Here is a 23,298-nt window from a genome sequence, read left to right on the forward strand (position 1 = left end):
TTTTCAACTTAGATCATCTTCCTTAAATAGGTGATATAGATAATATAGTTCGTCTTTAGAAAATTTAACCGAGTACTTATTTCCTAAAGAGATTAAACTTTGATTTAGTGAAGTATAGATATCTTTACTTATTTCTGGTGATATTAGAGTAGACGGATATTTAACTAATGCTTCATTATTGGCCAATGACTCCATTGTACAAGCTAAGTGTAGTAGTATTCCATATTGTAGACTTAAGGAAACTTTTTTCTTGCTTATTTTTTCAAATCGATAAATAAGACGACGAATATCAAAAATCAATTCATTTTTATCAAATTTAGAAAATTCAAACTTTGTTACATTCAACCCTTCCAGAATACCAAGCTCATATTCAATTTGATATTTTATATCTTCTATTCCTTTACCAGAAAAAATATTTTGCAAATCATAATGGGGCACTGATAGGTTTGTTTTAAAAGGACCAGTAACACACAAAACAAATTCGTTTTGTTCAAGTAATTTTAACCTATCACTAATATTTTCTTCTCCGACCAAATTAATTGGGATTATATTAATATTTTCAGAATAGTCAGCAAGACTTCGTTCTAAGAATTTTTTTAGATAAATTGCAGATCCTTCACCTGTTGTACAAATAGTAATGATAGTCAGTTTAAGGTTATGCGATTCTTTAAAAGACAGCAAATTATCTTCCTCATCAGTCTTTGTATTTCGCAACATTGCAATATTATCAATGGTCACTTGAAGGGTTTCGTCATAGATAAAGTCTAGAGGATATCCAAGCATAGCCTTACCACAAGCAGCTAATACATGAGGTGCACTGGTCATTGAAATTGTTTTTGTTTTTATGTTCAGCTCTTTTTCAATATCAGCACCAAAATTCATTAGTGACCCCATATCCACAAGTAAAAGAACATCACAGGCTGGTGATTTCTTCAAAAAATCAACGATTTTCGTATAAGTACTGGATGGTGAATCACTAAGAGCCATATTGAACCCAGTACAGTAAGTTCCACCAAGTAACTGATTACAGGTAGCTGCAATGGAAGTAGCAGTAGACTCACCATGATGAACAACAATCACTTTCACTTGATTTGAGGATAAGTTTAGCTTTTCATTTCCCGCTGCTATAAACATAGTCAGGAAACCAGCTTCATCATTAGGAGTGTGCACATCAAATGTTGAATTAATGATAGATAAGCATTGATTAGCTACTTTAAATTGACTTGGATACTGTTCCTTAATTTCTTTAAGTTTTGGGTTATTTATTTTTTTATTATTACGTAACCTAACCAGCAAATTTGCGATGTGAAGTACCATAGCATATTTAATACTATCCGGTAGTACGTTGCCTAACTGTGATTGACACAAAGCCGATATATCTTCAACTAGAGCAATAGTTGTTTCACCAGCTAATTTCTCCAGATTTTTATTACTATGATCAGACTGAGCAACCTCGATACAATGACCGAGATAATTATTTATATCACTTGAAACTATTTTATCTAACTGTTCTTCTGTACTACCAATTTGTTTTAACTGATTTACCCTTTTATCGATAAGGTCATAGATGCTTTCTGTTTTACCCATAGCAAAATCAGACACATTAGAAAGATTATCCTCTGTGAAGAGGTAATACCGTTGATCAATACAGTTTAAGTGTGTCCATATCTGCCTGTGTTCCGTATATAAATTTAGTCCAGATTTTATATTTTCTGGCAAGCTATAGCTGGATATTTGCAACTCGGACTGGCGACCAGTGACAAAGTCAGCATAAGATTTGGCACAAAGTATTCGAATATCACCTTCTAATTGACCAATATTTGATGGGCAATCATAGCCAAGTAACGATCGAACGGCATTGATTGAAACTTTAATCGGTCTCTGTAACCGTGCTGATTCTTTAGAAATAAAACTAGTAATTAGGTTTAATCTTTCTTCAATACTGCGTTCACGTAATGGTGGAAGCGTGATTCGTATGGGTATACGTCTTACGAAGGTGTTTAGCAGTTCTGACTCAGGATTTTCGGTCGTTGCGCAGAGAATCAGAACTTTAGATTTGCGTTTTGTATCTGCTTCTCCTAACCGCCGATAAAGCCCTGTATCGATGAAAGTGAATAACATCTCCTGTCCCTCTGGAGGTAGCCGGTGCACTTCATCTAAAAATAGTATCCCACCATCAGCAACATCAATTAGCCCTGGTCGATCACTGTCAGCACCTGTATAAGCACCTTTTTTACAACCGAATAACTGTGAAACAAGTAACTGGGGGTTATTTGAATATTCTGCACAGTTGAATATTATAAATGGTGCATCATTGGACAGGCAATTGAGCTGCATTGCACTCTGATGAACTAAGCTAGCAAACATCGATTTACCCGTTCCCGTTTCTCCTTGTAGCATAATATGCATACCATTGGGCGGGTATAGAATGGCCGCTTTTGCTTGCTCTGCTGCACCATAAAGACTAGGGCACATCGTTTGGATCTGATCTAAAGCCGTAGACTCTTCACTAGGCTCTGTGCGCTGCTCTGTTACTGCACGATAATAAACAGGGCGAATTCCAGATTTTATTACCTTACCTTCTTGACATAGCTTATTTAAATCACCACTGACATTCGCACGATCAAGACTCAACTCTTCTGCTATATCGCGAGTTGTCATGCCTAGTTTGTGATTGTTATTGACTAAGTATTGGAAAATAGAATCTATTCGCTTCATTATTGATCTAACATTTAACGTAGGTTACGGAAATAATACAACAATTCGGTGTAGAACAATATCTATATAGCTGCTAACAATCGGCGTTTTTCAAGCTAGTAAGTTAACAACTTGATAGTGAATAGCCACTAGTATAGTAACCACTTCTAGTATGACCTAAAGTATGTCAAATTATTGCTCAGTGAAATAATGAATCAACTAGACGTAACTTGGAATGGGGCAGAAATGAGTTTCATGGAATCGTAGATTTGTACTCCATGAATTACCTCAGGCATGGAAAACTCAGACATGCAAAAGGCAAGATTCATAGAGAATCAATGCGTGGGTTCATATCAACGCTATTTTGATCGAGAAGGGCAGTTCAAGTAGAAAAATCAGGCAGGGGATACGGCTCCTGCCTGAGGGCGGTATAGCTTAAAAGTGGTAAGCGACGGTTGCGCCAACGAGCCATTGGTTTGCGCTTTCTACGATTGGCGAATTGGCGACATCAGAGCCTAAACGGGTGTAAGAACTGGTTTGGGTGATTTCCCAACGGTCATTAATTGGGTAAGCCAGTTTGTAACCTAGGTTGTAAGAGAAGTCGCCACCTGCATGGTAAGCTTTACGCTGTGCGGTCGCTTCTTTGTCTTTCACACCGAAATAGTAGTTGTTGTAATCCGAACTCTGGTAACTAATGCCCGCAAAAGGTACCAAATCAACAGCACCTAAATCGATGACATGGAAGTAGTTAACGCCAGTTTTGTAGCCTTTGTTTTCTTTGAGAATATCATGTTGGAAGTAGGTCGATACGGTACCGTTACCCAGTGCGATATCAGCATTTAAACCTAGATCAATCGTGGCTTTACGCTTATCCATTCCTTTAACGCTGTTTGCCGAATCTTGGTCATAAGTAACGCCGCTGCCCGTCAGGTAAGTACCTAGATTAACGACATCCCCTGTGTTACCAAAGAAGCGGTAGTTAATACCGGTGAGGTCTGCATTCAAATCTTCACCGTGGTAGCCAAAGTTCAGCAAAGCGCTGTAAGACTTGTCTTGATCCTTGAGTAGGTCAGTGCTGCCAAAAGCACCCACTTCCGCAACCCATTGACCTTCATGAGTATAGATATTGCCGTTACGAATGTACGTTTGGGCAGCTAAAGTGTTGCCCGCGATAAGCGATGCTGTAATAAATAGTGCGATCTTTTTCATTATGTTCTTCCATTTAAGGGCTTATGTTTGGATGTGAACACTGTACAAAATCGATAGAGAGGATAATATCAATAGCTTGTATGGTTATGTCTGACTTTTGTCAAAGCGGCTTATTCTTGCCTTACTCGTTGCAGTGGTTGGCTACGTTCGTTTATCCGAATCACATAGCCTTTCAGGCTTGATTTTGTGTGGGCAGGGCTCTGTTTGCTTGGCGCGGTGTTTTTTATTTTCAGACCGCAAATCCTCGAAGTACTTGCGAAAAGTATTGGCTGATTGCTGGTGAGTATTTGGCAGGCGACCAATATTTAAGAGGCAAATGCCGGATAAATAAACTCGTAAAAAAAGCCGTTGTGTGGGAAACGGCTTTTTATGGGATTATTCGCTGAATTTCTTAAAAATAATCGAGGTGTTGATGCCACCAAAAGCAAAGTTATTGCTCATTAGATATTGCACATCCAGCTCACGTCCTGTGCCTGTAATGTAATCAAGATCGCCACATTGCGGGTCGATGTTATCTAGGTTAAGGGTTGGATTAAACCAACCGCTGCGCATCATTTCTAAACCCAACCAAGCTTCAACTGCGCCACATGCGCCCAATGTGTGACCAAAATAACTTTTCAACGAGCTGATCGGCACTTTACCCAACGCGTTTGCGGTGGCGTGACTTTCGGCTATATCACCCCGGTCGGTCGCCGTGCCGTGAGCCGAAACATAGTCAATTTTATCTGCACTTAAATTGGCATCACGCAGCGCCATCTCCATGCAGATTTGCATGGTGTCCATTTGTGGTTGAGTGACATGGGCGGCATCGCAGTTGCTGGCAAAACCGATGATTTCTGCGTGAATGACAGCACCGCGTGCGATGGCGTGTTCATACTCTTCAAGCACTAAAGTTCCTGCGCCTTCACCAATCACTAAACCATCACGCTGAGTATCATACGGGCGGGGGGTGGTTTTGGGCTGGTCGTTTTTGAGGCTAGTGGCAAATAAGGTATCAAATACGGCCGATTCGGTAGGGCAGAGCTCTTCACCACCGCCCGCCACCATTACGGTTTGGTAGCCGTGTTTGATCGCTTCGTACGCGTAACCGATGGCTTGGCTACCAGACGTGCAGGCGCTACTGGTTGGAATGACGCGGCCTTTGAGCCCGAAAAATAGACCTACGTTCACCGCGGCAGTGTGAGGCATCATCTGCACATAAGTGGTGGCGGTAATGGCTCGAGTGGTTTTTTCGTTGAGCATGACACCAAACGCACCGATGGCATCGGTACTGCCTGTTGATGAACCATAAGCGATACCGGTTTGGCCGTTCGTCAGCACTTCATGACCAATTAAGCCCGCCTGTAGCAGCGCATTTTCGGTGGCAACGGTCGTCAGTTGTGACACACGGCCCATACCTCGGACTTGCTTACGTTTGTAGTGGCTAGGCAGTGTAAAGTCCATTATTGGCGCGGCGAGTTTAGTGTTTAAACCCTCATACTGCTCATAGGAGGGCATATATTGAGTGGCATTTTCACAAGCTCTGAGTTTTGGCTCAATACTGGCCCAGTCATTACCAAAAGCAGTCACGCCGGACATGCCTGTAACGACAACGCGGCGGGTCATACTAAGCCTCCATTAACCGAGATAACTTGGCGAGTGACATAAGCAGCAATATCAGACATTAAATAGCTCACAAGGCCTGCGACTTCTTCGGGTTCACCCATGCGGCGTAAAGGAACTTGTGGCAGTGCGTGCTCTTTGACGTGCTCATCTACCATGCCTGTATCGATTAAGCCCGGCGCAACGCAGTTGACGGTGATTTTGCGCTTAGCCAGTTCAAGCGCGAGCGATTTGGTCGCGCCAATCACGCCAGCTTTGGCGGCGCTGTAATTGGTTTGACCCCGGTTGCCTGTGATGCCCGACACCGACGCTAAAGTCACAATGCGCCCACCTTGGCGTTTTTGCACCATTGGCATCACACAAGGGTGGAGGACGTTATAAAAGCTGTCTAAATTGGTGTGAATTACACCATCCCATTCTTGTTCTGTCATGGCGGGAAACGCCGTGTCACGAGTAATGCCCGCGTTATTGACCACGCCGTAATAAGCGCCATGCAGAGCAATATCGGCTTCTAATACTTCGCGACACTGAGCTCGGTTGCTGATGTCAAATTGAATCAGTCGGCCTGAACCACCGTTTTGCTCGATGGTCGCTAGTGTTTGCAGGGCACCTTGCTGGTCGCCCATGTAATGGACAGCAATGGCAAAACCATCTTTGGCGAGCGCAATCGCAATCGCTTTGCCTATGCCTTTACTCGCACCAGTCACTAATACGTGTCGGGTCATGCTTGACTCCTCATTTTCATTTCTTCTAATTTTTGTTCTGATGGCACATACACATTTAATTGGCATTCGGCCAAAAGCTGGTGTTGGTGCTCGATTCTTGCCTTAAACACGGCCATGCCATTGTCTTGCATTAGCTGTTCAGCGTAGATATCGAGCGTTTGCCCTTTCAAGAATGCATCGCACAGCGCGCGATAACGGCGACTGCCGAGCAGAAAGCCAATTGGCGGTTGAATGCCTTGGACAAGTGAGTGATACCCAGACCACGCGGCAATGGCTTGTGCCATAAACTCGATACCGACATAGGCTGGTATGCTTTGTGTCGCTGGGTCAAAAAACAGGTGGTGCGATTCAATATCCACTTGGCAGTGGATAGATTCGCTCTGTACCTCAAGCGCGCGGTCGATCAAAATCATCGGCGCTTGATGAGGCAGCAGTTGATCAATTGCAGGAAGCTTTGTCATTAACGTAACCAAAAATGAGGCTAATATTGTTGCCACCAAAAGCAAAGGAGTTGCTTAAAATGGCCTTGTTTTCTAAATATTGGGTGGTTTCCACTAGCGTAATATCAATGTCTGGCGCTTTGTTAGCACAGCGCTGAATGGGCAAAGGCAATTGGTATTGCAGTATGTGCCAAGCAATGGCGGCTTCGGTTGCACTGGCCGCGCCGAGCGTGTGTCCAGTGAGTGGTTTGGTTGAACTCACCGCAACGTGCTGGCCAAAAACGCGGAAAATCGCTTTACTTTCCATGCTGTCATTGAGCGGTGTTGCGGTGCCGTGAGCGTTGATATAGCCGATATCACTGGCGGTTAATTTGGCATCTTGCAGCGCGTTACGCATCGCCTGTTCTGCACCGTTTCCATCTGGGTGGGGCGCAGAAATATGGTGTGCATCGGAACTGTCGCCAGCACCCAATAGCGCAATGGCGTGAGCGTGTTGCTGAGACGGCGTTTTACCCAGCAGCATAAAAGCGGCAGATTCACCAATGTTGATGCCATCTCGCTGTGCATCAAACGGTTTACACAAACGTTGAGACAGCGCTTCTAAACCGTTAAAACCATTGAGTGTTAAGCGGCACAAAGTGTCGGCACCACCGACAATCACCGCATCAACCAACCCAGCATTAAGCATTCTTTTGGCGGTGATAAAGACGCGGCCACTGGACGAACAGGCGGTCGAAATGGCGTAGCAGGGGCCGCTTATTGCAAAATAGCGAGCGATAAAATCACTGCAATTGCCTAATTCCTGTTTGTAGTAGTGGTAGTCGCTTGGGAATTCGCCCTGCTCTAACTTGTGGGCGAGTGCGATTTCGCCATCAGCAATGCCGGATGTGCTCGTGCCAACCACCACTGCGATGCGATCTACACCATAGGTGGCAATCGCGTGGCGGACGCTCGGTTCGATTTGTTGCAGTGCCGATAAAGCCAGTTGGCTGTTGCGCGTATTGAACGCACTTAAATGCGCTGGGATTTTTGGTAGCGGTTCACTCACTCGGCCTACGATGGTTGGGGTGCCAGTGTTGAGTGACGTGCGGTCAACCACCATGTTATCGCAATAGCCCTGCGCTAAACTTTGGTGAATGTGCGACGAGTCACTCCCCATCGCGCAGTGAAAACCGCAGTCTTGGACATAAATAGGTGAGCGAGAATCAATAGGAGAAGTCGAGGATGAGTTCATGATAGCTATCTACGGTTGTGTGGGCGGCAAAGGGTGCTGGGCACTGAGCGTTGTAATCGTAATGGTGTAATTCAATAATTGATTGTGGAAGCGAATATCGCCCTTCATCGAGAAGGGATGTTGATAATCAATAACAATCACTGTTTCACCCAGTTCATTGATGAGTGTTCGTCTATTCTTATCATCAATGATTTGCCACTTTACCTTATTTAACGGGGCTTCCCAAGCATTTCGCGGCCAGAGCGTGATCATCAGGTTAAAGAGTATCTGTTCGGGCTTCGGCAAGGTGTTTTCCAAGCCATTGAGTACTCTGGTCTCAACAGTATCTTGCTGATAATTGAGCGATAAAATCCTCGTTCCCCAAGATGAAAACCCTGCCAGCACAATCTTGTCATCGGTGACCTGCAACTGGACCGGAAGCTGTTGGTTATGCTGGCCGTTATCATCTTGCCAATGGGCGCTGATCAACTGACTTGCCGTGACTTGATACCCAAGTTGCGCAGGTTTGGGCAGAGTAACGAATGTGTTGGGGCTAATTTCTACCTGCGTGGAGGCTTGGTTTGGCACTAAAGAGCAGCCAGACAGCATCAGTAACAGCAAGGGCAGCGCACGGCGTATTCTCATCATCATAGTTTTTCCTCATGCGCTTTTATGTCGGCAGGTTGTGATTTGATCGCCATTGGTGAAAGCAACCAAGCAACGAAAATGCCGCTCAGTACCGTCAAACCAAAACTGTGGATGGCGTGAGTTTGGCTAAGAGCAAGCAGACCAAACGAGAGCAAAGTCGTTAGTGCCGAAAGGGTTATGGCAAGCAAGGTACTGTGACTGCGGGCTTGTTCGGCAAAAAAGAGCGTGTAATCAATACCGATACCTATCACTAATACCAGCGCTAATAGATTGAATAAATTGAGCGTAGAGCCTGTTGCGACGGTGACGGCTAACCCAGCGATGCAAGCAATAAGCGAAGGTAACATAATGCGAATGCTGTGTTTCACGCCGTAGCGCCAAATAGTGAGAGCGCTGATCAAGGTAAGAGCCAGCGCAATTAACTCCATCACTTTAAGGCGATACTGCCCAAACAGGGTTGAGATCTCTTCGGTTTTATTCAAATAGGCGTAGTCGCTATTTTGCGCCGCAAACTGCTTAATTACTGCTGCTTGGTGAACCTCTTTCAACAGCACTACCGCCGCCACTTTTTGCTCAACTTCACCTAAATAAAGAAAGCGCAGCGGCTGGGAAACATCATGTGCTAAATAATGCGCCAGTGTCATGGGCAAAAATGACGCTTCCAGTTTAGGAGCCGAAGATAGTTTCAGCGTGTGAGCCAGTACTGCGCCTTGGTTTGCGTACAGTGCTTCAACCAGTGCGTAGTTTTCTTGCTGACGCTTAAGCGAGCTGATGTTTTGGCTTAAACTTTGGTAGCCAGAAAGTACGCCTTGTTGTTGCCATTGTGAAAATTGCGTATCTAATTTTTCTAACTGCTGCATTAATGCTTCATCATCGTTGGCACTGACGACCAACATTTGCTGTGATGATTGGATACCAGTCAAGGCGCTGATTTGCAGCTCTTGCTGTTTCAAGTCGCTAGGCATGGCTTGTAATTGTCGAATGTCATCGTTGTAGTGCACTTGCGTCAGGGCAAGACTGCTGATGATCAATAACGCCGTGGGTAGGCCCCATTTAACCCATGGCTTTTGCCAAAGCGCAAACCATAAAGACCAATAAGTGATGCCGGGAAGCGTTCTCGATGAACTTGGTTTTTTGGCCAACATCGGATACCAAGCCACGACCGTCGCGTAAGCGGCAACGAGACCTAAGGCGGAAAATAGCGCTAGCTGTTGTAAGCCGGGGAAAGGGGCGACCAGTAGACCGAGATAGCCAATTAAACTGGTGATTAACCCTAAGGTAATGGCAGTCAGAATATGCTTTAGTCCTTGCACGCTGTCCCATTGTTCATTTGCGGCAAGGCGATCGGTCAGGTAGTGAAAGGCGTAGTCGATTGAAACGCCAATCAGGCTGGCCCCAAACACTAAGCTAAACAGATGGATCTGACCAAAAAACGCGGTGGTGATCACCATGGCAACCACTAACCCAACGGATACCGAGAGCAGTGCCAACAGTAAAGGCATGGCACTGCGAAAAACCAGCATCACCAACAGCACAATGCCGAGTAATGAGAAAAGGCCAATAGTGCTGATTTCTGACTTGGCACTTTGAGTGCCAAAATCGGCGTAAAATAAAACACCAGTGTGATAAATGTCCGCACTAAATTGTTGCTTGATGCGTTGTTGCCATTGAGCAATATCGGGCACCACTTGTTGCGCTTTGAAACTGTATGGTGAGTCGTTGAGCTGCGCGGTGATCAGCACGTATTTTTGGCCTTGATACTCGCGGGTTAAGTATCCATCTTGCAAACGAAAATGAGACGATAGCTGGCTAAGTTGTGCTAAGTAGTCGCGAAATAGCAGAAAAGGGTCGTGACTGAGCTCTTGCCCTGTTACCCCAGAAAAAGGGTTATATAGGGCTTGCACCACCGCTTGCACTTGTTGTTCGGGATGTTGACTGAGCTGATTGCGTTGCTCGTTGGTGAGCAGTTGTGCTCGATGTTGAAAGTAGTAACTGGCCCAAGCGCTCTGTTGAGTGGCATCGATTTTCCCAACCACATCCTTGAAATAGCCACTCTGCTTGAGCTCGCTTTCTAGCGCTGTAACGGATTTGAGCCGGTCAGCCTCATTGGGCGCAGTGACAATAAAGACCACTTTATCGCTCATACTGGCAGTGACTTTTTCAAACGCTTGCTCGGCGAGCACATTTTGCTGGTTGACCAGCAGTAGCTTAAGGATATCCGTCTCGATCGGTGAAGCCGCTGAAAAGAACCATTGCTTGAGTAGTAAGCCAAGACAAAGGGTCACAAAAGCCAACCAGAACAATGCCAGCCGGTTCGATTTAGAAGTTAAACTGTGCTTGCTCAGCATGGGTTAAACGCTCTGGCTGGTGGTTTTGGTTAGTAAACTGAATCTCGGTTTTGTCGCCTCGTATTTCTTGCAGGATCAAACCATCAATGTCATCTCGCCCCGTTAATGTTATCGAGGTAAACACCGAGCTCAGTGGCGCATTTCTCGGCGTTAAATTTAACTGCCACTGGCCATCTTCGCTGTGCAGCGTCATCGTAAATTGTTCATTCAATTGCTGCGTGTCACCATGAAATACCGACAAAAAGAGATGGCTGAAATAAAACGCCATTGGGTTCTCTTTTTCGGTAATCACTTGTGGTGGTTGGTTAGCAAAAGTTTGGCGAAGCTTGTCTTGGGTTAGCACCAAATTAACTGGAAATGGTGAGTTTTGTTGCCAAAGTAAGCCATTTTGTTTATCGAGCAAGAATTTCCCGGCTGACGACAGTGGTTGTTCGAACATCTCAATATGGCGGAGTTGAGTAAACTCTCCGCGTACGATCTGGTGTTTCGCCAACTGCGCTTGCAGTGAAGCTAGGTCGGTCACCTGTGCCCAGAGTAGGGGCGGAAATAGGGCTAAAGTTAGCCAGAGAAAACGGCGCATCATAATTTCCCGTAGGTATGCCAGTGCTGAACTTTGTCGGTAAATAGCGTTGGGGAAGCGAAACACATCTCTTGCGTGTCGATGCGAACCGCTACTTGAGTGGTGTGTGCTTTACACATTCGTTGCCCGGTCTGGCTATCAAAAATCATGTAGTCAACACGCAAGCGATTTTCCCATTCTGTCAAGGTCGCTTTGATACGAATCGTATGGTTGAACGGGATCGCTTTCACGTACTTCACGTGGGCATCAATCACCGGCCATAGGTAGCCCGACTGAGTCATCGCGTGATAGCTGTAATCAATTTTTTCCATCAGCACGCGGCGTGCTTCTTCAAAAAAACGAAAATAATTGCCGTGGTAGATAACGCCCATTGGGTCGGCATCTTGAAACGAGGTGACTAAAGTCACCTCACTTTCCAATGGATGAAGTACATCGCTCATCGCGCTTCCTAGTAAAGTGTCCAGTGGCGTTGTTGAATGCGGCTAATAAAGTGGCGCAAATCATGTTCTAGCGGACGATCTTCTACCACAAAATCAAACTCTTGTAACACGGCTAAGCGCATCTGCTTGATATTGTGACTCATGTGTTGCTCATCCAGCTCATGATGACGTTTGCGCAATTCTATTGCTTGGGTCGCTGCCAACAGCGAGGCGGCCGCCACTTGTTCTGTCAGTTCAAGCACACGTAGACAATCACGCGCGGCAATGGTTCCCATGCTGACTTTGTCTTGATTGTGACACTCAGTCGAACGTGAAAAAACGCTGGCAGGCATGGTATGTTTCAAGGCTTCGGCCGTCCACGCTGAAATGCCGATCTGCACGGCTTTAAAGCCGTGGTTGATCGGTTTTCTTTCGCCTTCTGCGCCAGTTAAGTTAAACGGCAAACCGTTGTTGAATTTGTAATCCATCAATTGCGCCATTTGGCGATCGAGCAAATCGGCTAGGTTAGCAACCTGTGTTTTTAAGGTATCCATTGCCATGGCAATGTGGCCGCCGTAAAAATGGCCGCCGTGCAGTACGCGTTCATTATCGCCATCGATGATGGGGTTGTCGTTGGCACTGTTGAGCTCATTTTCAATCAGTTGACGTAGCCACGGCAGTGCATCTTGTACGGTGCCAATCACATGGGGTGCGCAGCGCAATGAATAGCGATCTTGCAGGCGATCACTATTGCGAGGTGGGCGCTCTGCTTGTAAGTCATCACGTAGCCATGCTGCGATTTGTTGCTGGCCAGGATGCGGCTTGACGGCAAATAGTGCGGCATCAAAATGGAAGTCGTTACCCTGAATACCGACAGACACCATGGCAGTAATTTTGGTGCAGAGTTGAGTTAAATACTCGGCGCGTTTATAGGCTAAACAGGCCAAAGCAGTCATGACTGATGTGCCGTTCATCAGCGCTAATCCCTCTTTTGGTTTTAGCTTGATCGGGCGAATACCCAGTTCGTTAAACACATCTTGAGTTGGGCGCATCTCACCTTTATAAAGCACGTCGCGCTCACCAATCAGTGTGGCCGCGAGGTAGGAGAGTGGCGTTAAATCGCCGCTTGCCCCGACCGAACCTTCTTGTGGAATACGAGGGGCGATATCGTGGTTGATCAAGGTGACGATTTGGTTAAGCAGTTCATGGCTCACACCAGAGACACCTTGCGCTAGTGAACACAAGCGCGTTGCTAATACTGCGCGAGATTGCTGATGGCTTAATACCTCGCCTAAGCCACAGCCGTGAAAGCGAGTCAAATGCAGTGGTAATTGGTCTACTAGATTCGGCGGAATGGCAACGGTACATGAATCACCATAGCCGGTGGTTACTCCGTAAATCACGCCTTCTTCTTTTAAAAGTCGTTCTAGAAAAGCGACGCCGCGATCAATTTTAGCGGTGAATTCCGCTGAAGAATTGAGGTTGGCCTGCGCGCCTTGCGAAATCGCGACAACATCTTCAATGGTGAGGCGATCGACGCCAAAAGTTATGCGGTTATCTGTCTGAATCATCATGCTGCTGTTTACTTAGAGTCCAAAAGTTGAAAAAGTTATACCACTGCAGTGGAGCTTGCAGTGTGTAATGTTCCAGCCGATCAGCGTAGCGTTGTACTACCTGCGCTAGCGCCGCTTGTCGCTCTTTTCTCGGTAAATCTATGTTGTCGCTAAAGTGCTCGAAATAGACGTTAAAATGTGGAGTTTTAGAACGTTCATCTCTTAAGCCAAACAAAAGGTAGACGGGAGCTTTCAACACCGAGGCCAACATAAAAGGGCCTTGTGGAAACGGTGCGGGTTGGCCTAAAAAATCGGCCCATACGGCTCGGGTCTCTTTGCTGGTGGACGTTCTATCTCCGACGATCACCACCCATTCTCCTTGCTCTATTTTCTGTTGAAGCAAAATAGCGGTATCGGGGCCCAAACGGCTCACTTGAATGAGGTTCAGTTCTGAGTTGGGATTGATCGCTTTCATTACCGCATTGAAGCGTTCGGCGTGCTCGGTGAAGACTAACGCATTGATCTTAATATGAGAATGCCGACGTCCCAGAGCGCGGCACAGTTCAATATTTCCAAGGTGAGATCCTAAAAGAAGCACACCTTGTTTACGTTCTACTAGAGCTTGGAACGATTCTTGACCATGGATGGTCAAGTTTTTTACCGAAAAATCGCCTTTCCATGCCGCCAATTTATCCAGCATAGTGTGGCCAAAAGAGAGCAGATGGTTATAGCTAGAGAGATGATTTGGCAGCGTGATTTGGCGACGGTTTGCGTAGCTTTGTAAGTGCTGTAAATATTGTTCAGAGGCTTGGCGAGCTTGTTTTCCGGTAAGGTAGTAATAGCTCATTACAAGTTTCAGCATCAGGTTAAAAATTGGCCGCCCGAGTAGGCTATAAATCGCCAGTAACGCTTTAATACCCAGAACCGTTCCTCGTTCTTGACGCTTTGACCAGTGCTGGTTTGGCTCTGCGCCACTTTTGTTGTACCTGCTTTGATTGCGTTTCAGCAGTTGAGGAATACGCGGTAACATGCCAAAAAATAATTTGCTGTGCATCCAACTGATTTTTACGTTATCCCATAGTGCATCGAAATGAGAGACGCCTCCTTCAGGATAAATGACGCGAGTTTCCACAAAATCGATATCGACCCCGTGCCAATACATGCGAACTAAGATTTCGATGTCGAAATCCATGCGCGTGCCGATCTTATGGTTATTGAGCACCTCAACGGTGAGGTCTACAGGATACGCGCGAAAACCACACATACTGTCTTTGATCGTAAAAGATAGCGTTTCAATCCAAACCCAAATATGCGTTGCGTAACGGCCATATAAACGCGCTTTGGGTACGCTGTCATCGTAAATCGGCTGACCAGAAATTAGGTGGTTTGGATGTTGCTTTGACGCGGCCAGTAATTTAGGCAGCGCTTGTAAATCATGTTGGCCATCGGCATCAATTTGGATGACGTGGCTAAACCCCAACTGCTGCGCTTGGCGAATGCCAGCCATTACCGCACCACCTTTGCCTTGGTTTTGTTCTAGGGTAATGAGGTGAACATGTGTTTGCTGGACGACGTTGCTCAACGCCTGTTTTGTTTGCTGATTGCTGCCATCATCAACCAGTAAAATGGGAAGTTCAAATACGCTGAGTGATGAGACCACTTCTGCTACTGTGCTGCCGTGGTTGTAGCACGGAATTAAAAAACAAGCTTGATAATCAGCCACAGATTTCACCCAACTTCATTTTTCCTGATGAGTGAATGATGTTTAAACCCTCACGCTGCGAACTATAACTAAACGCGAGTTTCTGTTTTTCCTCATCCCAACTTAATGCCAGTTGAACGGTCATGTCTGGCAAGATAGGTTCTTGGAATTTGATCACTTCCATACCTTGAAAGCTTGTGGGTACAGATAAGTATTCTCGTGCATAGCGCAGTGCCCAATCGATTTGGGTAACGCCTGGCAGCAATGGAAAATGTGCAAAGTGTCCTGAAAAATCAATAATGTCGGCGTCAACGCGCAGCGTCAAATTAACTGTGTGAGGCTGAGTGTCAGCACATAATAATGTGGGTGTTCTTTTGGCCATAATCTATTGGGCTTCGTTATTTTTATGGTTGGAATAGTGTTTCTAGTTCAGCAACAAGGCGCTTACCTTGGCTGTTGAGTGGGATCTCTTTTACCACTCTAAAGCGTCGAGGTACAGCAATAGGTTCTAACCATTGGCGCAGTTCAGAACGCAGCAACAGCCAGAACTTCCCCTTTCCAAGTTGAGCTAATTTTTCAGTGCCGCAGGCTGACAGTACAATCGCTGAGATTAAGATCAAACGTTCACCGTCTTGTTGTGGTAACACGGCTGTTTCACTGATCCACGGCAGTTGTTCAATACGCTGTTCCACTTCAACCAGTGAGATCCGTTTTTCTTCGATTTTGATGATGCGATCGGTGCGACCTTTCAAGGTAAAGTGCCGTTGGTCGGAAAACTCACATTCATCGGCTGTTTGATACCAATGATTCGGATCAATGTGTGCAGAGCGCAAGGCTAAGCAGTTCTCGCTGTTAAGTCTTGCTTCAACGGAGGGGAAAAGCTGCCATTGCTGCGTTGCACTGTGCTGTTGCCGAAAAGCGATGCCGCCAGTTTCCGTACTGCCATACACTTCGATAGGTCGTTGCCCAAACAGGGTTTTTGCGTGACAAGAAGCAGAGTAGGGAAGCGGGCCACCGGAAGAAAACAGTGTGCGCAGTGGGCTTGGCTGGTGCTCTTGTGACAAGCGTTTCAATAGCGCAGGGCTACTGATCAGCACAGTGTCCGGATGCGCATGTGCGGTCACTTGTTCTGGAAATTCCAAGTTATGGCGGGCAAATGCTCGCCCTGCACACAGTGGCCATAACACACGAAATAGCAGCCCATAAATATGTTGATGAGAAACCGTACTTTCCACTTTTGCACCAATGAGCTGTTCGCCCCAAAGCTGCTCTAAAATGGCGATTTCAGCTTCAAGCTGCCGCAGTGTTTTGATGATAGCCTTAGGCTGACCGCTGGAGCCTGACGTAAACAGCGTCACGGTTTGTGTCTCTAATGAAAGTGGTGCAAAACAAACGGCTTCATCGCGCATGTCGTTGGGTAGCGCTAAATGGTTAAGAGAGAGGGTTGGCGTAGAATTGGGTATTGTTATCGCCTCATCACACAGCAACAACTCAAAGTGTTGACTCAGTTCTGCCAGTGCCGCAGGTTGATAATTACCGGGCAGAATTAATGATTTTTGCGTGCAGCAGACGGCGAAAAAACCGACTGAAAATTGATAGCTATCGCCAGCACACAGTGCAATATGATGTTCATTTCGCGACGCTAATTGCCGGCTTAGTTGGCTGACATCGGCGACAAAGTTTGCCCAGTTAATGGTGTTATTGAGGTCAAAAGCAACACAATGCGAATCGTTTCTTGGTGAGGAGAGTAATGTTGCAAGCGAGCAAAAATCGGGGTTGCCGAAAGTCATAGCGTACCTAGCCTTTGCGAATCCTTTGTCTTACTAGCCATTCCGTTACAAAGAGGCTGCCAGCAAGGAGATAACTGATCAATCCGTTATACAACGTCCAGATCTCGATAGATTGGAAGCAGGTATAAAGTGCGATGGCTCCATTCATGATGAAGTAGAGGCACCACACTTTAGTGACCGTGCGTGTGTACTCAATGCCACTTTGAGGAAGTTCAGGCTCTTGCAGCCTCGCCAGCCGTTCAATCACTGTTTGCGGTTGCGTTAGGCTCAAGGCAAAAAGAGCCAAAAGACATACATTAACCACAACAGGGTAAAACAGTAGCCAACCATGCTGCTGAAAGAGCATCCCCAAAGTCACCAAAGTGATACCAACGAACCCACTAAGCCAAGCCAGTTGCTTCAGTTCTTGAAGCTTGGCTTGCCAACCAGAAAGAATTCTTAAAGCAAAAATAGCGGCTAAGAAGCCCCCTATAGCTTGCAAACCAAACTGATTAATCCCGAAGTAGACCGCGAGTGGGTAGGTAAGCAGGACGATTGCAGACAAAATCGTCAGCAATCGCCGCATTAGCTTTCCTTAACAAGTTCAATAACCGATTCCACCACATCATTGACGGTGCGAACGGTTTTAAACTCTTCAGGCTTGATTTTTTTGCCAGTCACTTTTTGTAAGTGAACGACAAGATCTACAGCATCAATACTGTCGAGATCGAGATCTTGATAAAGGTGAGCGTCTGGTTGAATATCGGCTTCATCAATTTCAAATAGTTCAACGAGAGCTTCTTTAACTTGATCAAATACTTGTTGTTGGTTTACTTCTGTCATAACGCTATCTATTTATTAGTGGCTAGTTTGAGATGAAATATAATTTGCTAAGTTTGCCACTGATGCAAAGTGTTGGCGAGTATTGGAGTCATCAGCGTCAATGACGATATTATACTTCTTTTTAATGGCCAAACCGAGCTCTAAAGCATCGATAGAATCTAAACCTAACCCATCACCAAAAAGTGGTGCGTCAGTTTCGATATCGTTAACTGAGATATCTTCAAGATTTAGTGCGTCGATAATGAGCTGTTTTATTTCTGTGTGTAGTATTTCCACTTCAACCTACTTATATAATGTTCTAGCCGTTTTGAACAAAACCTTGATATACACTTCCCCACTTAAAGTTGCAGCGGTGTTGGCTACGTTCGCTCACCCCAATCATATCGTTATCTATACGGATGGGGACTTACTCACTTTCCGCTTCGCTGCAACTGACGTTATTTGGGTTGATAACTTCAATAGTTTTGTCATTTCTGGTTATTGTTTTGGGGGAAAATCACCTCTGCAAGGTGGCGATTTAAACGTCGTGCTGCAGTGGTGGGGTTATCAGCACCTTCAATAAAAGGTGTGACGACAACTTTACCCTTTATCTCCACATGGAAAAAGGGTTTGGTTTTAGGAACTTGGTACCACTTTTGCTCTTTTGTGAGAAAACTCGGAGAAACGGTAATATGTACGATGCGTAAGTCTCTTTGAGTTCGGATTGCGATTTGCGCCGCACCGCGCTGCAATTTGGGTTTAACACCGGGTGTGGTTCGCGTGCCTTCAGGGAAAATCAATAATACGTTTCCGCGGCTCATGCGTTCCTCGCACACATTTAACAAATCATCAGGTGTTTCATTGGGGATATAACCTGCGGCTTGAACAATCCGTTTCATAAAAGGATTGGCCCAGATAGCTGATTTAACCAAGCAATCGCACTGATGAAGTTGTGATGCAATGAGAACATAATCAATTAAGCTTGGATGATTGGCGACAATAAGGCAGCTTTTATCCTGTTTTAATAGTTCTGCGTTGGTTATTTTATAGTCGATGGCACCTGTTAATTTCATCAACTTACAAAATATATTGAATGAGTTTTGGATTGATTTTTGAACTTTATATTCTCGACGATCTGTTTGCGATGAAAATAATGCAATCAGTGGGATAATAATAAAACTCAGCGTTAATCCGCCTAAACCAAATATAAAAAAACAAAAACCTGTAGCAGCAATACGCCAGTAGCGGTTGAACTCTAACATTTTCGTTGCCATTTCCAAGCGCTTTGCGAGCCTTCAATGATCCATTCAGATTTTTCTGACAAATAGTGGTGAAGAAACGACAATGCTTGAGGCTGTTGTGGCTTGGTATCAGACATCTGCATAGAGAGCGTAAAATCTGAACCGTGAGACAGGGTTAACCCTAAGGCATAGCCTTGAAACTGCCACTCTTCGTATTGTTGGTAGTCGCTAGGTAATGGCTCATCAAAATCAACCAACAGCACTTTGTGACTAGGGTGCTCATTTAAATAGAGCCAAGCTTCTAATATGGCACTTTGAAATGTGTTTTGTGCTGCTGCAATCGAGGTTAACGGGATCGGTTGTTTTGAAGCGATGGTTGCTAGGCCTGCCGCTGTATTATGAACAGATTGTGAAAACGCCATTGGTGAGGCTTCTTCGCCAATCAATATCGACTTCACGATTTCAACGCTACGATGAAGCTCGCCATGACGACATGAAAATACCATGTAATCAATATGTTGTGATTCTATAGCAGTCAGTGCAGTCTGCACGGCTAATTTGCTCAAACTACTCATTCTGCGGCGCATCATAGGAGGAATATGGTCTGTGTTGAGCGTATTATCGTCAGGCCAAATCTCTTCTCTTGCCCAATTTTGCCAATCAGAAGGGTGAGATAAGCCTGCAGAATTTGCAACCCAAGTATCAATATTTAACGTGATTATTTGCTGTTGATTTGACATAAGATATTGCATTGTTTTTGATAGGGTTAAATACTATGGCACAAGATTATTCTTCGCAACTATAAACGTTTGTATCCTTGACTTAAATATTGATTTTTAAGAATTGAGTCGAACTTAGATTAAGTGTTTGGATATTGTTCACAAATTAAAGTTAGGTTTTAATGTGTTAAATCAAAAAATAGATCCTTATAACGCTTTAGAGGCAAAAACCGAAGCTCAAAAATTATCTTTTGCCCCCATCGTTTTTCATACGGCGCGCACATTACGTGACTTAGGCATATTGGCTGCATTAGATAATGCTGGCGAAAAAGGTTTAAATGCGGAACAAATTGCTCAAGAAACGAGCGTGTCAGAGTATGGCGTTAAAGTATTGCTCGATATGGCCATCAGTGCCCATATTGTTTTATGGGATAAACCGAATTATTCATTGGCTAATCTAGGCATTTTTTTGCTGCATGATGGGATGACGCAAGCCAATATGGATTTCACGGCAGACGTTTGTTATGCCGCCATGATGCACTTAACCGAATCGATCACCGAAGGCAAGCCTGCTGGTCTGAAAGAACTCGGCGATTGGGATACCATCTACCAAGGTTTATCGCGTTTGCCCCAGCAAGCTAAAGAGAGTTGGTTCAAATTCGATCACTTCTATTCCGATCGTTCTTTTCCTATTTTGCTGAAAGAAGTGTTTCGTAAAAAACCGAAACATTTGGTCGATATTGGTGGCAATACGGGTAAATGGGCACTGCAATGTTGTCACTATGATTCAGACGTTGAAGTGACGATTGTGGATCTGCCACAACAGTTGGAAATGGCGATGGCTAACGCGCAGCAACAAGGTTTTACGCAGCGTATTCATCCTTTTCCAGCCAACATGCTCGATAAAGAACAACCATTACCAAAAAATGCGGACGTGTGGTGGATGAGCCAGTTTTTAGACTGTTTTTCGCCAATGGAAATTTTGAGTATTTTAAAACGCGTTCGCGCCAATCTTTCTGCATATTCGACGGTTTATATTTTGGAACTGTTCTGGGATTCACAGAAGTACGATGCGGCTTCTTATAGCCTCAATGCCACCTCTTTGTATTTTACCTGCCTTGCAAATGGTAATAGTCGCTTCTATCGCAGCGAAGATTTCTTAGAAATCGTTCAAGCAGCAGGATTACAGGTGATCAAACGAACCGACAATATTGGCCTTGGCCACACCTTGTTAGAGCTAAAAGCCCAAGCTTAATTAAAATCGATGCGAGTCAATTCATGAATAAAGAGATAACTCAAGTTGTTATCATTGGTGCGGGCCCTTCGGGTTCGACTGCCGCGGCATTACTCCATGCGCAAAACATACGCGTGTTGGTTATCGAAAAAGCACTTTTCCCACGCTTTTCTATTGGCGAAAGCTTATTACCTGCTTGTATGGAAGTGATAGAAGCGGCGGGAATGTTGCCTGATGTTATGCGTGCGGGTTTTCAATATAAAAATGGTGCAGCCTTTCGAAAAAATGGTGTATACGCTCAGTTTGATTTTACCGACAAATATTCGAATGGGCCGGGAACCACTTTTCAGGTACAGCGTAGTCAATTTGATAAAGTATTAGCGGATTCTGCTGTTAAGCAAGGGGTTGAAATTCGTTATCAACATCAACTGACGAATATCGAATTTGAAGAGAATAAATCACAATTATTGGTGACGGATCAACACGGTATAACGTATCAAATTGAAGCCGACTTCGTGCTGGATGCCAGTGGCTTTGGCCGAGTATTGCCTAAGTTACTCGATTTGGAAGAGCCATCGTGTTTACCTCCGAGAAAAGCCATCTTTACCCATATCATTGATCATATCTCCCCTGAACAACCAGACTACGACCGAAACAAGATACTGATCTCCGTCCATCCGCGTAATCCTGACGTATGGTACTGGCTCATTCCTTTTTCTAACGGCACATGTTCATTAGGTGTTGTCGGTGAACCGTCGTTTTTTGACGGCTATCCAAGTGATAAAATTGCGGCGATCCAGCAATTGGTGAATGAAATGCCTGAGCTGGCGGAACTGCTTTCGAAGTCCGAATACCCTAATCCTGCTGGTGAGCTAGGCGGCTATTCTGCAAATGTTAAGCACTTGGCCACGGTAAATTATGCGTTATTAGGCAACGCTGGTGAATTTTTAGACCCGGTGTTTTCATCAGGTGTAACGATAGCCATGAAATCGGCTCAGTTAGCGGTGTCTTGTGTTGTACGCCAACTAAAAAACGAAAGTGTAGATTGGCAGCAAGAGTATTCTCAGCCATTAATGGTCGGAGTGGATACGTTCCGCACTTATGTGGAAGGTTGGTACAACGGTATGTTACAAGAGGTGATTTTTTACCAAACGCCCAACTCAAGAATAAAGCAGATGATTTGCTCTATTCTTGCAGGATATGCTTGGGATAGTAGTAATCCTTATGTCGCTGAGCATCAACGACGCTTATCAAGTTTAGCTGAAATTATTCGTACTTCATCTCATTAATAATATCCGCACCGAAATTATGTTTTGGTGCGGATATGCATCTCACATTTTAATTTTATGGGTTTATTCTCTTGTAAGATTATTCCTACACTGCATTAACGTGTTGATAAATATGTATTTTAACCAGTTTTGTTCTGATGCCCTATTCTTGGCAATGACGAGCAGGATCGTTAAACTAGTTGGATATTGGAATCAATATCACGAGAATGAATTTGTTACGTATCTACTTGCTGTTAATTTTAGCAATTAACTTACTTTTTAATACTGTTTATGCCGCCGATTATTTATCAGATTCGGAACGTACCTATTTAAAAACAAAAAAAGTCATTGTAATGGGTGTATTGTCTGAACCTTGGCTACCTTATTGGGGCGGCATTGAGAATACAATCGGTATTCAACATGATTATGCGGTAGGGATAGGAAAAGAGCTTGATGTCAAAATTGAATATCGTAGCTATCAATCGATAACTGATCTTGTTGCTGCTGTGCATGATGGTGATGTGGATTTTGCTATTGGTTTTAGCAAAACAAAAGAGAGAGAAAAAAACATTTTATTTACCTTGCCACTCTATAATAACCTACGAGTGATTTGGCTAAGGGACAAAAAATTAAATCAGCAAGATATGAATCATTTGAAATGGGTTTGCGTACAAGGTTCATCTTATTGTGAAACATTAGAGCAGAGCCATTACCCACACATATTACTAGCACAAAGTTTCTTAGAATCAGCAGAAATGATGAAGCAAGGTTTAGCCGATGCAACGATAACCAACTATATATCACTCAATCATTATATCAGCCCTAATTCTGGATATGACGGTGAGATTATTGCAGATGGTCGATTAGGTGTCGAAATAAATAGAATCATTTTACCGATGGGAAATAATGAATTAAAAAACATTTTTGATAAACTCATTCTTGCTGAAGCAACAGGAAATAAAGCTAATAAGATAGACTCGACTAATATTTATTTTTTGAATAATAAAGACAGCCTAAAATTATTAAGTCAAGAAAATAGCAATCAAATTGTCAGATACACCATAGAAGAAGATATATATCCACTCTCTTATTGTGATGAGGGTGATAAT

At 44.5% G+C, this 23,298-nt stretch carries 22 protein-coding genes; 3 read left to right on the forward strand and 19 right to left on the reverse strand.

Annotated elements, in window-relative coordinates; genetic code table 11:
• Nucleotides 1-3: 3 nt before the first annotated feature.
• From AACQ17_RS11490 to AACQ17_RS11580, 19 genes are all read right to left on the reverse strand, one after another.
• A complete protein-coding gene (locus AACQ17_RS11490; RefSeq protein WP_094167765.1) occupies nt 4-2,718 on the reverse strand; it encodes a sigma-54-dependent transcriptional regulator in 2,715 nt (904 codons plus the stop codon).
• Nucleotides 2,719-3,132: 414 nt separating this feature from the next.
• Complete coding sequence (gene ompV / locus AACQ17_RS11495) at nt 3,133-3,906, reverse strand: outer membrane protein OmpV (protein WP_094147568.1); 774 nt, start codon at nt 3,904-3,906, stop codon at nt 3,133-3,135.
• A 375-nt stretch (nt 3,907-4,281) separates the two neighbouring features.
• Nucleotides 4,282-5,511, reverse strand: coding sequence for a beta-ketoacyl-ACP synthase (locus AACQ17_RS11500; protein WP_094147569.1), 1,230 nt, complete (start codon nt 5,509-5,511; stop codon nt 4,282-4,284).
• Nucleotides 5,508-6,233 carry a 3-ketoacyl-ACP reductase FabG2 gene (locus AACQ17_RS11505; protein ID WP_017045136.1) on the reverse strand — a complete coding sequence of 242 codons (726 nt, stop codon included), beginning with the start codon at nt 6,231-6,233 and terminating at the stop codon, nt 5,508-5,510. Before AACQ17_RS11505 ends, AACQ17_RS11500 begins: the two co-directional genes overlap by 4 nt.
• Nucleotides 6,230-6,694 carry a hotdog family protein gene (locus tag AACQ17_RS11510; protein WP_017050420.1) on the reverse strand — a complete coding sequence of 155 codons (465 nt, stop codon included), beginning with the start codon at nt 6,692-6,694 and terminating at the stop codon, nt 6,230-6,232. Before AACQ17_RS11510 ends, AACQ17_RS11505 begins: the two co-directional genes overlap by 4 nt.
• Nucleotides 6,672-7,907, reverse strand: a complete 1,236-nt coding sequence (locus tag AACQ17_RS11515; RefSeq protein ID WP_094147570.1) for a beta-ketoacyl-[acyl-carrier-protein] synthase family protein — start codon at nt 7,905-7,907, stop codon at nt 6,672-6,674. The genes AACQ17_RS11510 and AACQ17_RS11515 overlap by 23 nt, the downstream gene beginning before the upstream one ends.
• Before the next feature lie 9 nt (nt 7,908-7,916).
• Complete coding sequence (locus AACQ17_RS11520) at nt 7,917-8,537, reverse strand: DUF3261 domain-containing protein (RefSeq protein ID WP_094147571.1); 621 nt, start codon at nt 8,535-8,537, stop codon at nt 7,917-7,919.
• Entirely contained in the window at nt 8,534-10,882 is a 2,349-nt protein-coding gene (locus tag AACQ17_RS11525) for an MMPL family transporter (RefSeq protein ID WP_094147572.1), read from the reverse strand. The genes AACQ17_RS11520 and AACQ17_RS11525 overlap by 4 nt, the downstream gene beginning before the upstream one ends.
• Complete coding sequence (locus tag AACQ17_RS11530; RefSeq protein WP_094147573.1) at nt 10,854-11,465, reverse strand: LolA family protein; 612 nt, start codon at nt 11,463-11,465, stop codon at nt 10,854-10,856. Before AACQ17_RS11530 ends, AACQ17_RS11525 begins: the two co-directional genes overlap by 29 nt.
• Complete coding sequence (locus tag AACQ17_RS11535; protein WP_013856480.1) at nt 11,462-11,902, reverse strand: acyl-CoA thioesterase; 441 nt, start codon at nt 11,900-11,902, stop codon at nt 11,462-11,464. The genes AACQ17_RS11530 and AACQ17_RS11535 overlap by 4 nt, the downstream gene beginning before the upstream one ends.
• 8 nt (nt 11,903-11,910) lie before the next feature.
• Entirely contained in the window at nt 11,911-13,455 is a 1,545-nt protein-coding gene (locus AACQ17_RS11540) for an HAL/PAL/TAL family ammonia-lyase (RefSeq protein ID WP_013856481.1), read from the reverse strand.
• Nucleotides 13,436-15,166, reverse strand: a complete 1,731-nt coding sequence (locus AACQ17_RS11545; RefSeq protein ID WP_094147574.1) for a glycosyltransferase family 2 protein — start codon at nt 15,164-15,166, stop codon at nt 13,436-13,438. The genes AACQ17_RS11540 and AACQ17_RS11545 overlap by 20 nt, the downstream gene beginning before the upstream one ends.
• The gene (locus AACQ17_RS11550) at nt 15,150-15,518 is read right to left on the reverse strand and encodes an ApeI family dehydratase (protein WP_013856483.1); all 369 of its coding nucleotides are present in this window, start codon (nt 15,516-15,518) and stop codon (nt 15,150-15,152) included. The genes AACQ17_RS11545 and AACQ17_RS11550 overlap by 17 nt, the downstream gene beginning before the upstream one ends.
• A gap of 22 nt (nt 15,519-15,540) precedes the next feature.
• Nucleotides 15,541-16,926, reverse strand: coding sequence for an AMP-binding protein (locus AACQ17_RS11555; protein ID WP_094147575.1), 1,386 nt, complete (start codon nt 16,924-16,926; stop codon nt 15,541-15,543).
• A gap of 7 nt (nt 16,927-16,933) precedes the next feature.
• Entirely contained in the window at nt 16,934-17,491 is a 558-nt protein-coding gene (locus AACQ17_RS11560; RefSeq protein WP_017045147.1) for a hypothetical protein, read from the reverse strand.
• A complete protein-coding gene (locus AACQ17_RS11565; RefSeq protein WP_013856486.1) occupies nt 17,491-17,748 on the reverse strand; it encodes an acyl carrier protein in 258 nt (85 codons plus the stop codon). Before AACQ17_RS11565 ends, AACQ17_RS11560 begins: the two co-directional genes overlap by 1 nt.
• 15 nt (nt 17,749-17,763) lie before the next feature.
• Nucleotides 17,764-18,024 carry a phosphopantetheine-binding protein gene (locus AACQ17_RS11570; protein ID WP_019282451.1) on the reverse strand — a complete coding sequence of 87 codons (261 nt, stop codon included), beginning with the start codon at nt 18,022-18,024 and terminating at the stop codon, nt 17,764-17,766.
• Nucleotides 18,025-18,215: 191 nt separating this feature from the next.
• Nucleotides 18,216-18,989, reverse strand: a complete 774-nt coding sequence (locus AACQ17_RS11575; RefSeq protein ID WP_064626136.1) for a lysophospholipid acyltransferase family protein — start codon at nt 18,987-18,989, stop codon at nt 18,216-18,218.
• Nucleotides 18,983-19,720, reverse strand: coding sequence for a beta-ketoacyl synthase chain length factor (locus AACQ17_RS11580; RefSeq protein WP_064625603.1), 738 nt, complete (start codon nt 19,718-19,720; stop codon nt 18,983-18,985). Before AACQ17_RS11580 ends, AACQ17_RS11575 begins: the two co-directional genes overlap by 7 nt.
• A 115-nt stretch (nt 19,721-19,835) precedes the next feature.
• Here AACQ17_RS11580 and AACQ17_RS11585 point away from each other — a divergent pair, with 115 nt between their 5' ends.
• From AACQ17_RS11585 to AACQ17_RS11595, 3 genes are all read left to right on the forward strand, one after another.
• Nucleotides 19,836-20,942 carry a class I SAM-dependent methyltransferase gene (locus tag AACQ17_RS11585; RefSeq protein WP_017045151.1) on the forward strand — a complete coding sequence of 369 codons (1,107 nt, stop codon included), beginning with the start codon at nt 19,836-19,838 and terminating at the stop codon, nt 20,940-20,942.
• Nucleotides 20,943-20,965: 23 nt separating this feature from the next.
• On the forward strand, nt 20,966-22,210 hold the full coding sequence (locus tag AACQ17_RS11590; protein ID WP_094147248.1) for an NAD(P)/FAD-dependent oxidoreductase: 1,245 nt from the start codon (nt 20,966-20,968) through the stop codon (nt 22,208-22,210).
• 206 nt (nt 22,211-22,416) lie between these two features.
• Nucleotides 22,417-23,298: transporter substrate-binding domain-containing protein (locus tag AACQ17_RS11595; RefSeq protein WP_141201477.1), on the forward strand; the 882-nt coding region annotated here is incomplete at its 3' end.

This window comes from Vibrio sp. V10_P2A27P122 (assembly GCF_963874335.1).
Taxonomy (GTDB): domain Bacteria; phylum Pseudomonadota; class Gammaproteobacteria; order Enterobacterales; family Vibrionaceae; genus Vibrio; species Vibrio anguillarum.

What these genes read in the sequence shown, in the direction of transcription:
- AACQ17_RS11560 (WP_017045147.1), bottom strand. Translation starts at nt 17,491, where the DNA reads ATGCGGCGATTGCTGACGATTTTGTCTGCAATCGTCCTGCTTACCTAC.
- AACQ17_RS11525 (WP_094147572.1), bottom strand. Translation starts at nt 10,882, where the DNA reads ATGCTGAGCAAGCACAGTTTAACTTCTAAATCGAACCGGCTGGCATTG.
- AACQ17_RS11540 (WP_013856481.1), bottom strand. Translation starts at nt 13,455, where the DNA reads ATGATGATTCAGACAGATAACCGCATAACTTTTGGCGTCGATCGCCTC.
- AACQ17_RS11510 (WP_017050420.1), bottom strand. Translation starts at nt 6,694, where the DNA reads ATGACAAAGCTTCCTGCAATTGATCAACTGCTGCCTCATCAAGCGCCG.
- AACQ17_RS11590 (WP_094147248.1), top strand. Translation starts at nt 20,966, where the DNA reads ATGAATAAAGAGATAACTCAAGTTGTTATCATTGGTGCGGGCCCTTCG.
- AACQ17_RS11490 (WP_094167765.1), bottom strand. Translation starts at nt 2,718, where the DNA reads ATGAAGCGAATAGATTCTATTTTCCAATACTTAGTCAATAACAATCAC.
- AACQ17_RS11555 (WP_094147575.1), bottom strand. Translation starts at nt 16,926, where the DNA reads ATGACTTTCGGCAACCCCGATTTTTGCTCGCTTGCAACATTACTCTCC.
- AACQ17_RS11580 (WP_064625603.1), bottom strand. Translation starts at nt 19,720, where the DNA reads ATGCAATATCTTATGTCAAATCAACAGCAAATAATCACGTTAAATATT.
- AACQ17_RS11530 (WP_094147573.1), bottom strand. Translation starts at nt 11,465, where the DNA reads ATGATGCGCCGTTTTCTCTGGCTAACTTTAGCCCTATTTCCGCCCCTA.
- AACQ17_RS11500 (WP_094147569.1), bottom strand. Translation starts at nt 5,511, where the DNA reads ATGACCCGCCGCGTTGTCGTTACAGGCATGTCCGGCGTGACTGCTTTT.
- AACQ17_RS11520 (WP_094147571.1), bottom strand. Translation starts at nt 8,537, where the DNA reads ATGATGATGAGAATACGCCGTGCGCTGCCCTTGCTGTTACTGATGCTG.
- ompV (WP_094147568.1), bottom strand. Translation starts at nt 3,906, where the DNA reads ATGAAAAAGATCGCACTATTTATTACAGCATCGCTTATCGCGGGCAAC.
- AACQ17_RS11505 (WP_017045136.1), bottom strand. Translation starts at nt 6,233, where the DNA reads ATGACCCGACACGTATTAGTGACTGGTGCGAGTAAAGGCATAGGCAAA.
- AACQ17_RS11535 (WP_013856480.1), bottom strand. Translation starts at nt 11,902, where the DNA reads ATGAGCGATGTACTTCATCCATTGGAAAGTGAGGTGACTTTAGTCACC.
- AACQ17_RS11515 (WP_094147570.1), bottom strand. Translation starts at nt 7,907, where the DNA reads ATGAACTCATCCTCGACTTCTCCTATTGATTCTCGCTCACCTATTTAT.
- AACQ17_RS11550 (WP_013856483.1), bottom strand. Translation starts at nt 15,518, where the DNA reads ATGGCCAAAAGAACACCCACATTATTATGTGCTGACACTCAGCCTCAC.
- AACQ17_RS11575 (WP_064626136.1), bottom strand. Translation starts at nt 18,989, where the DNA reads ATGTTAGAGTTCAACCGCTACTGGCGTATTGCTGCTACAGGTTTTTGT.
- AACQ17_RS11565 (WP_013856486.1), bottom strand. Translation starts at nt 17,748, where the DNA reads ATGACAGAAGTAAACCAACAACAAGTATTTGATCAAGTTAAAGAAGCT.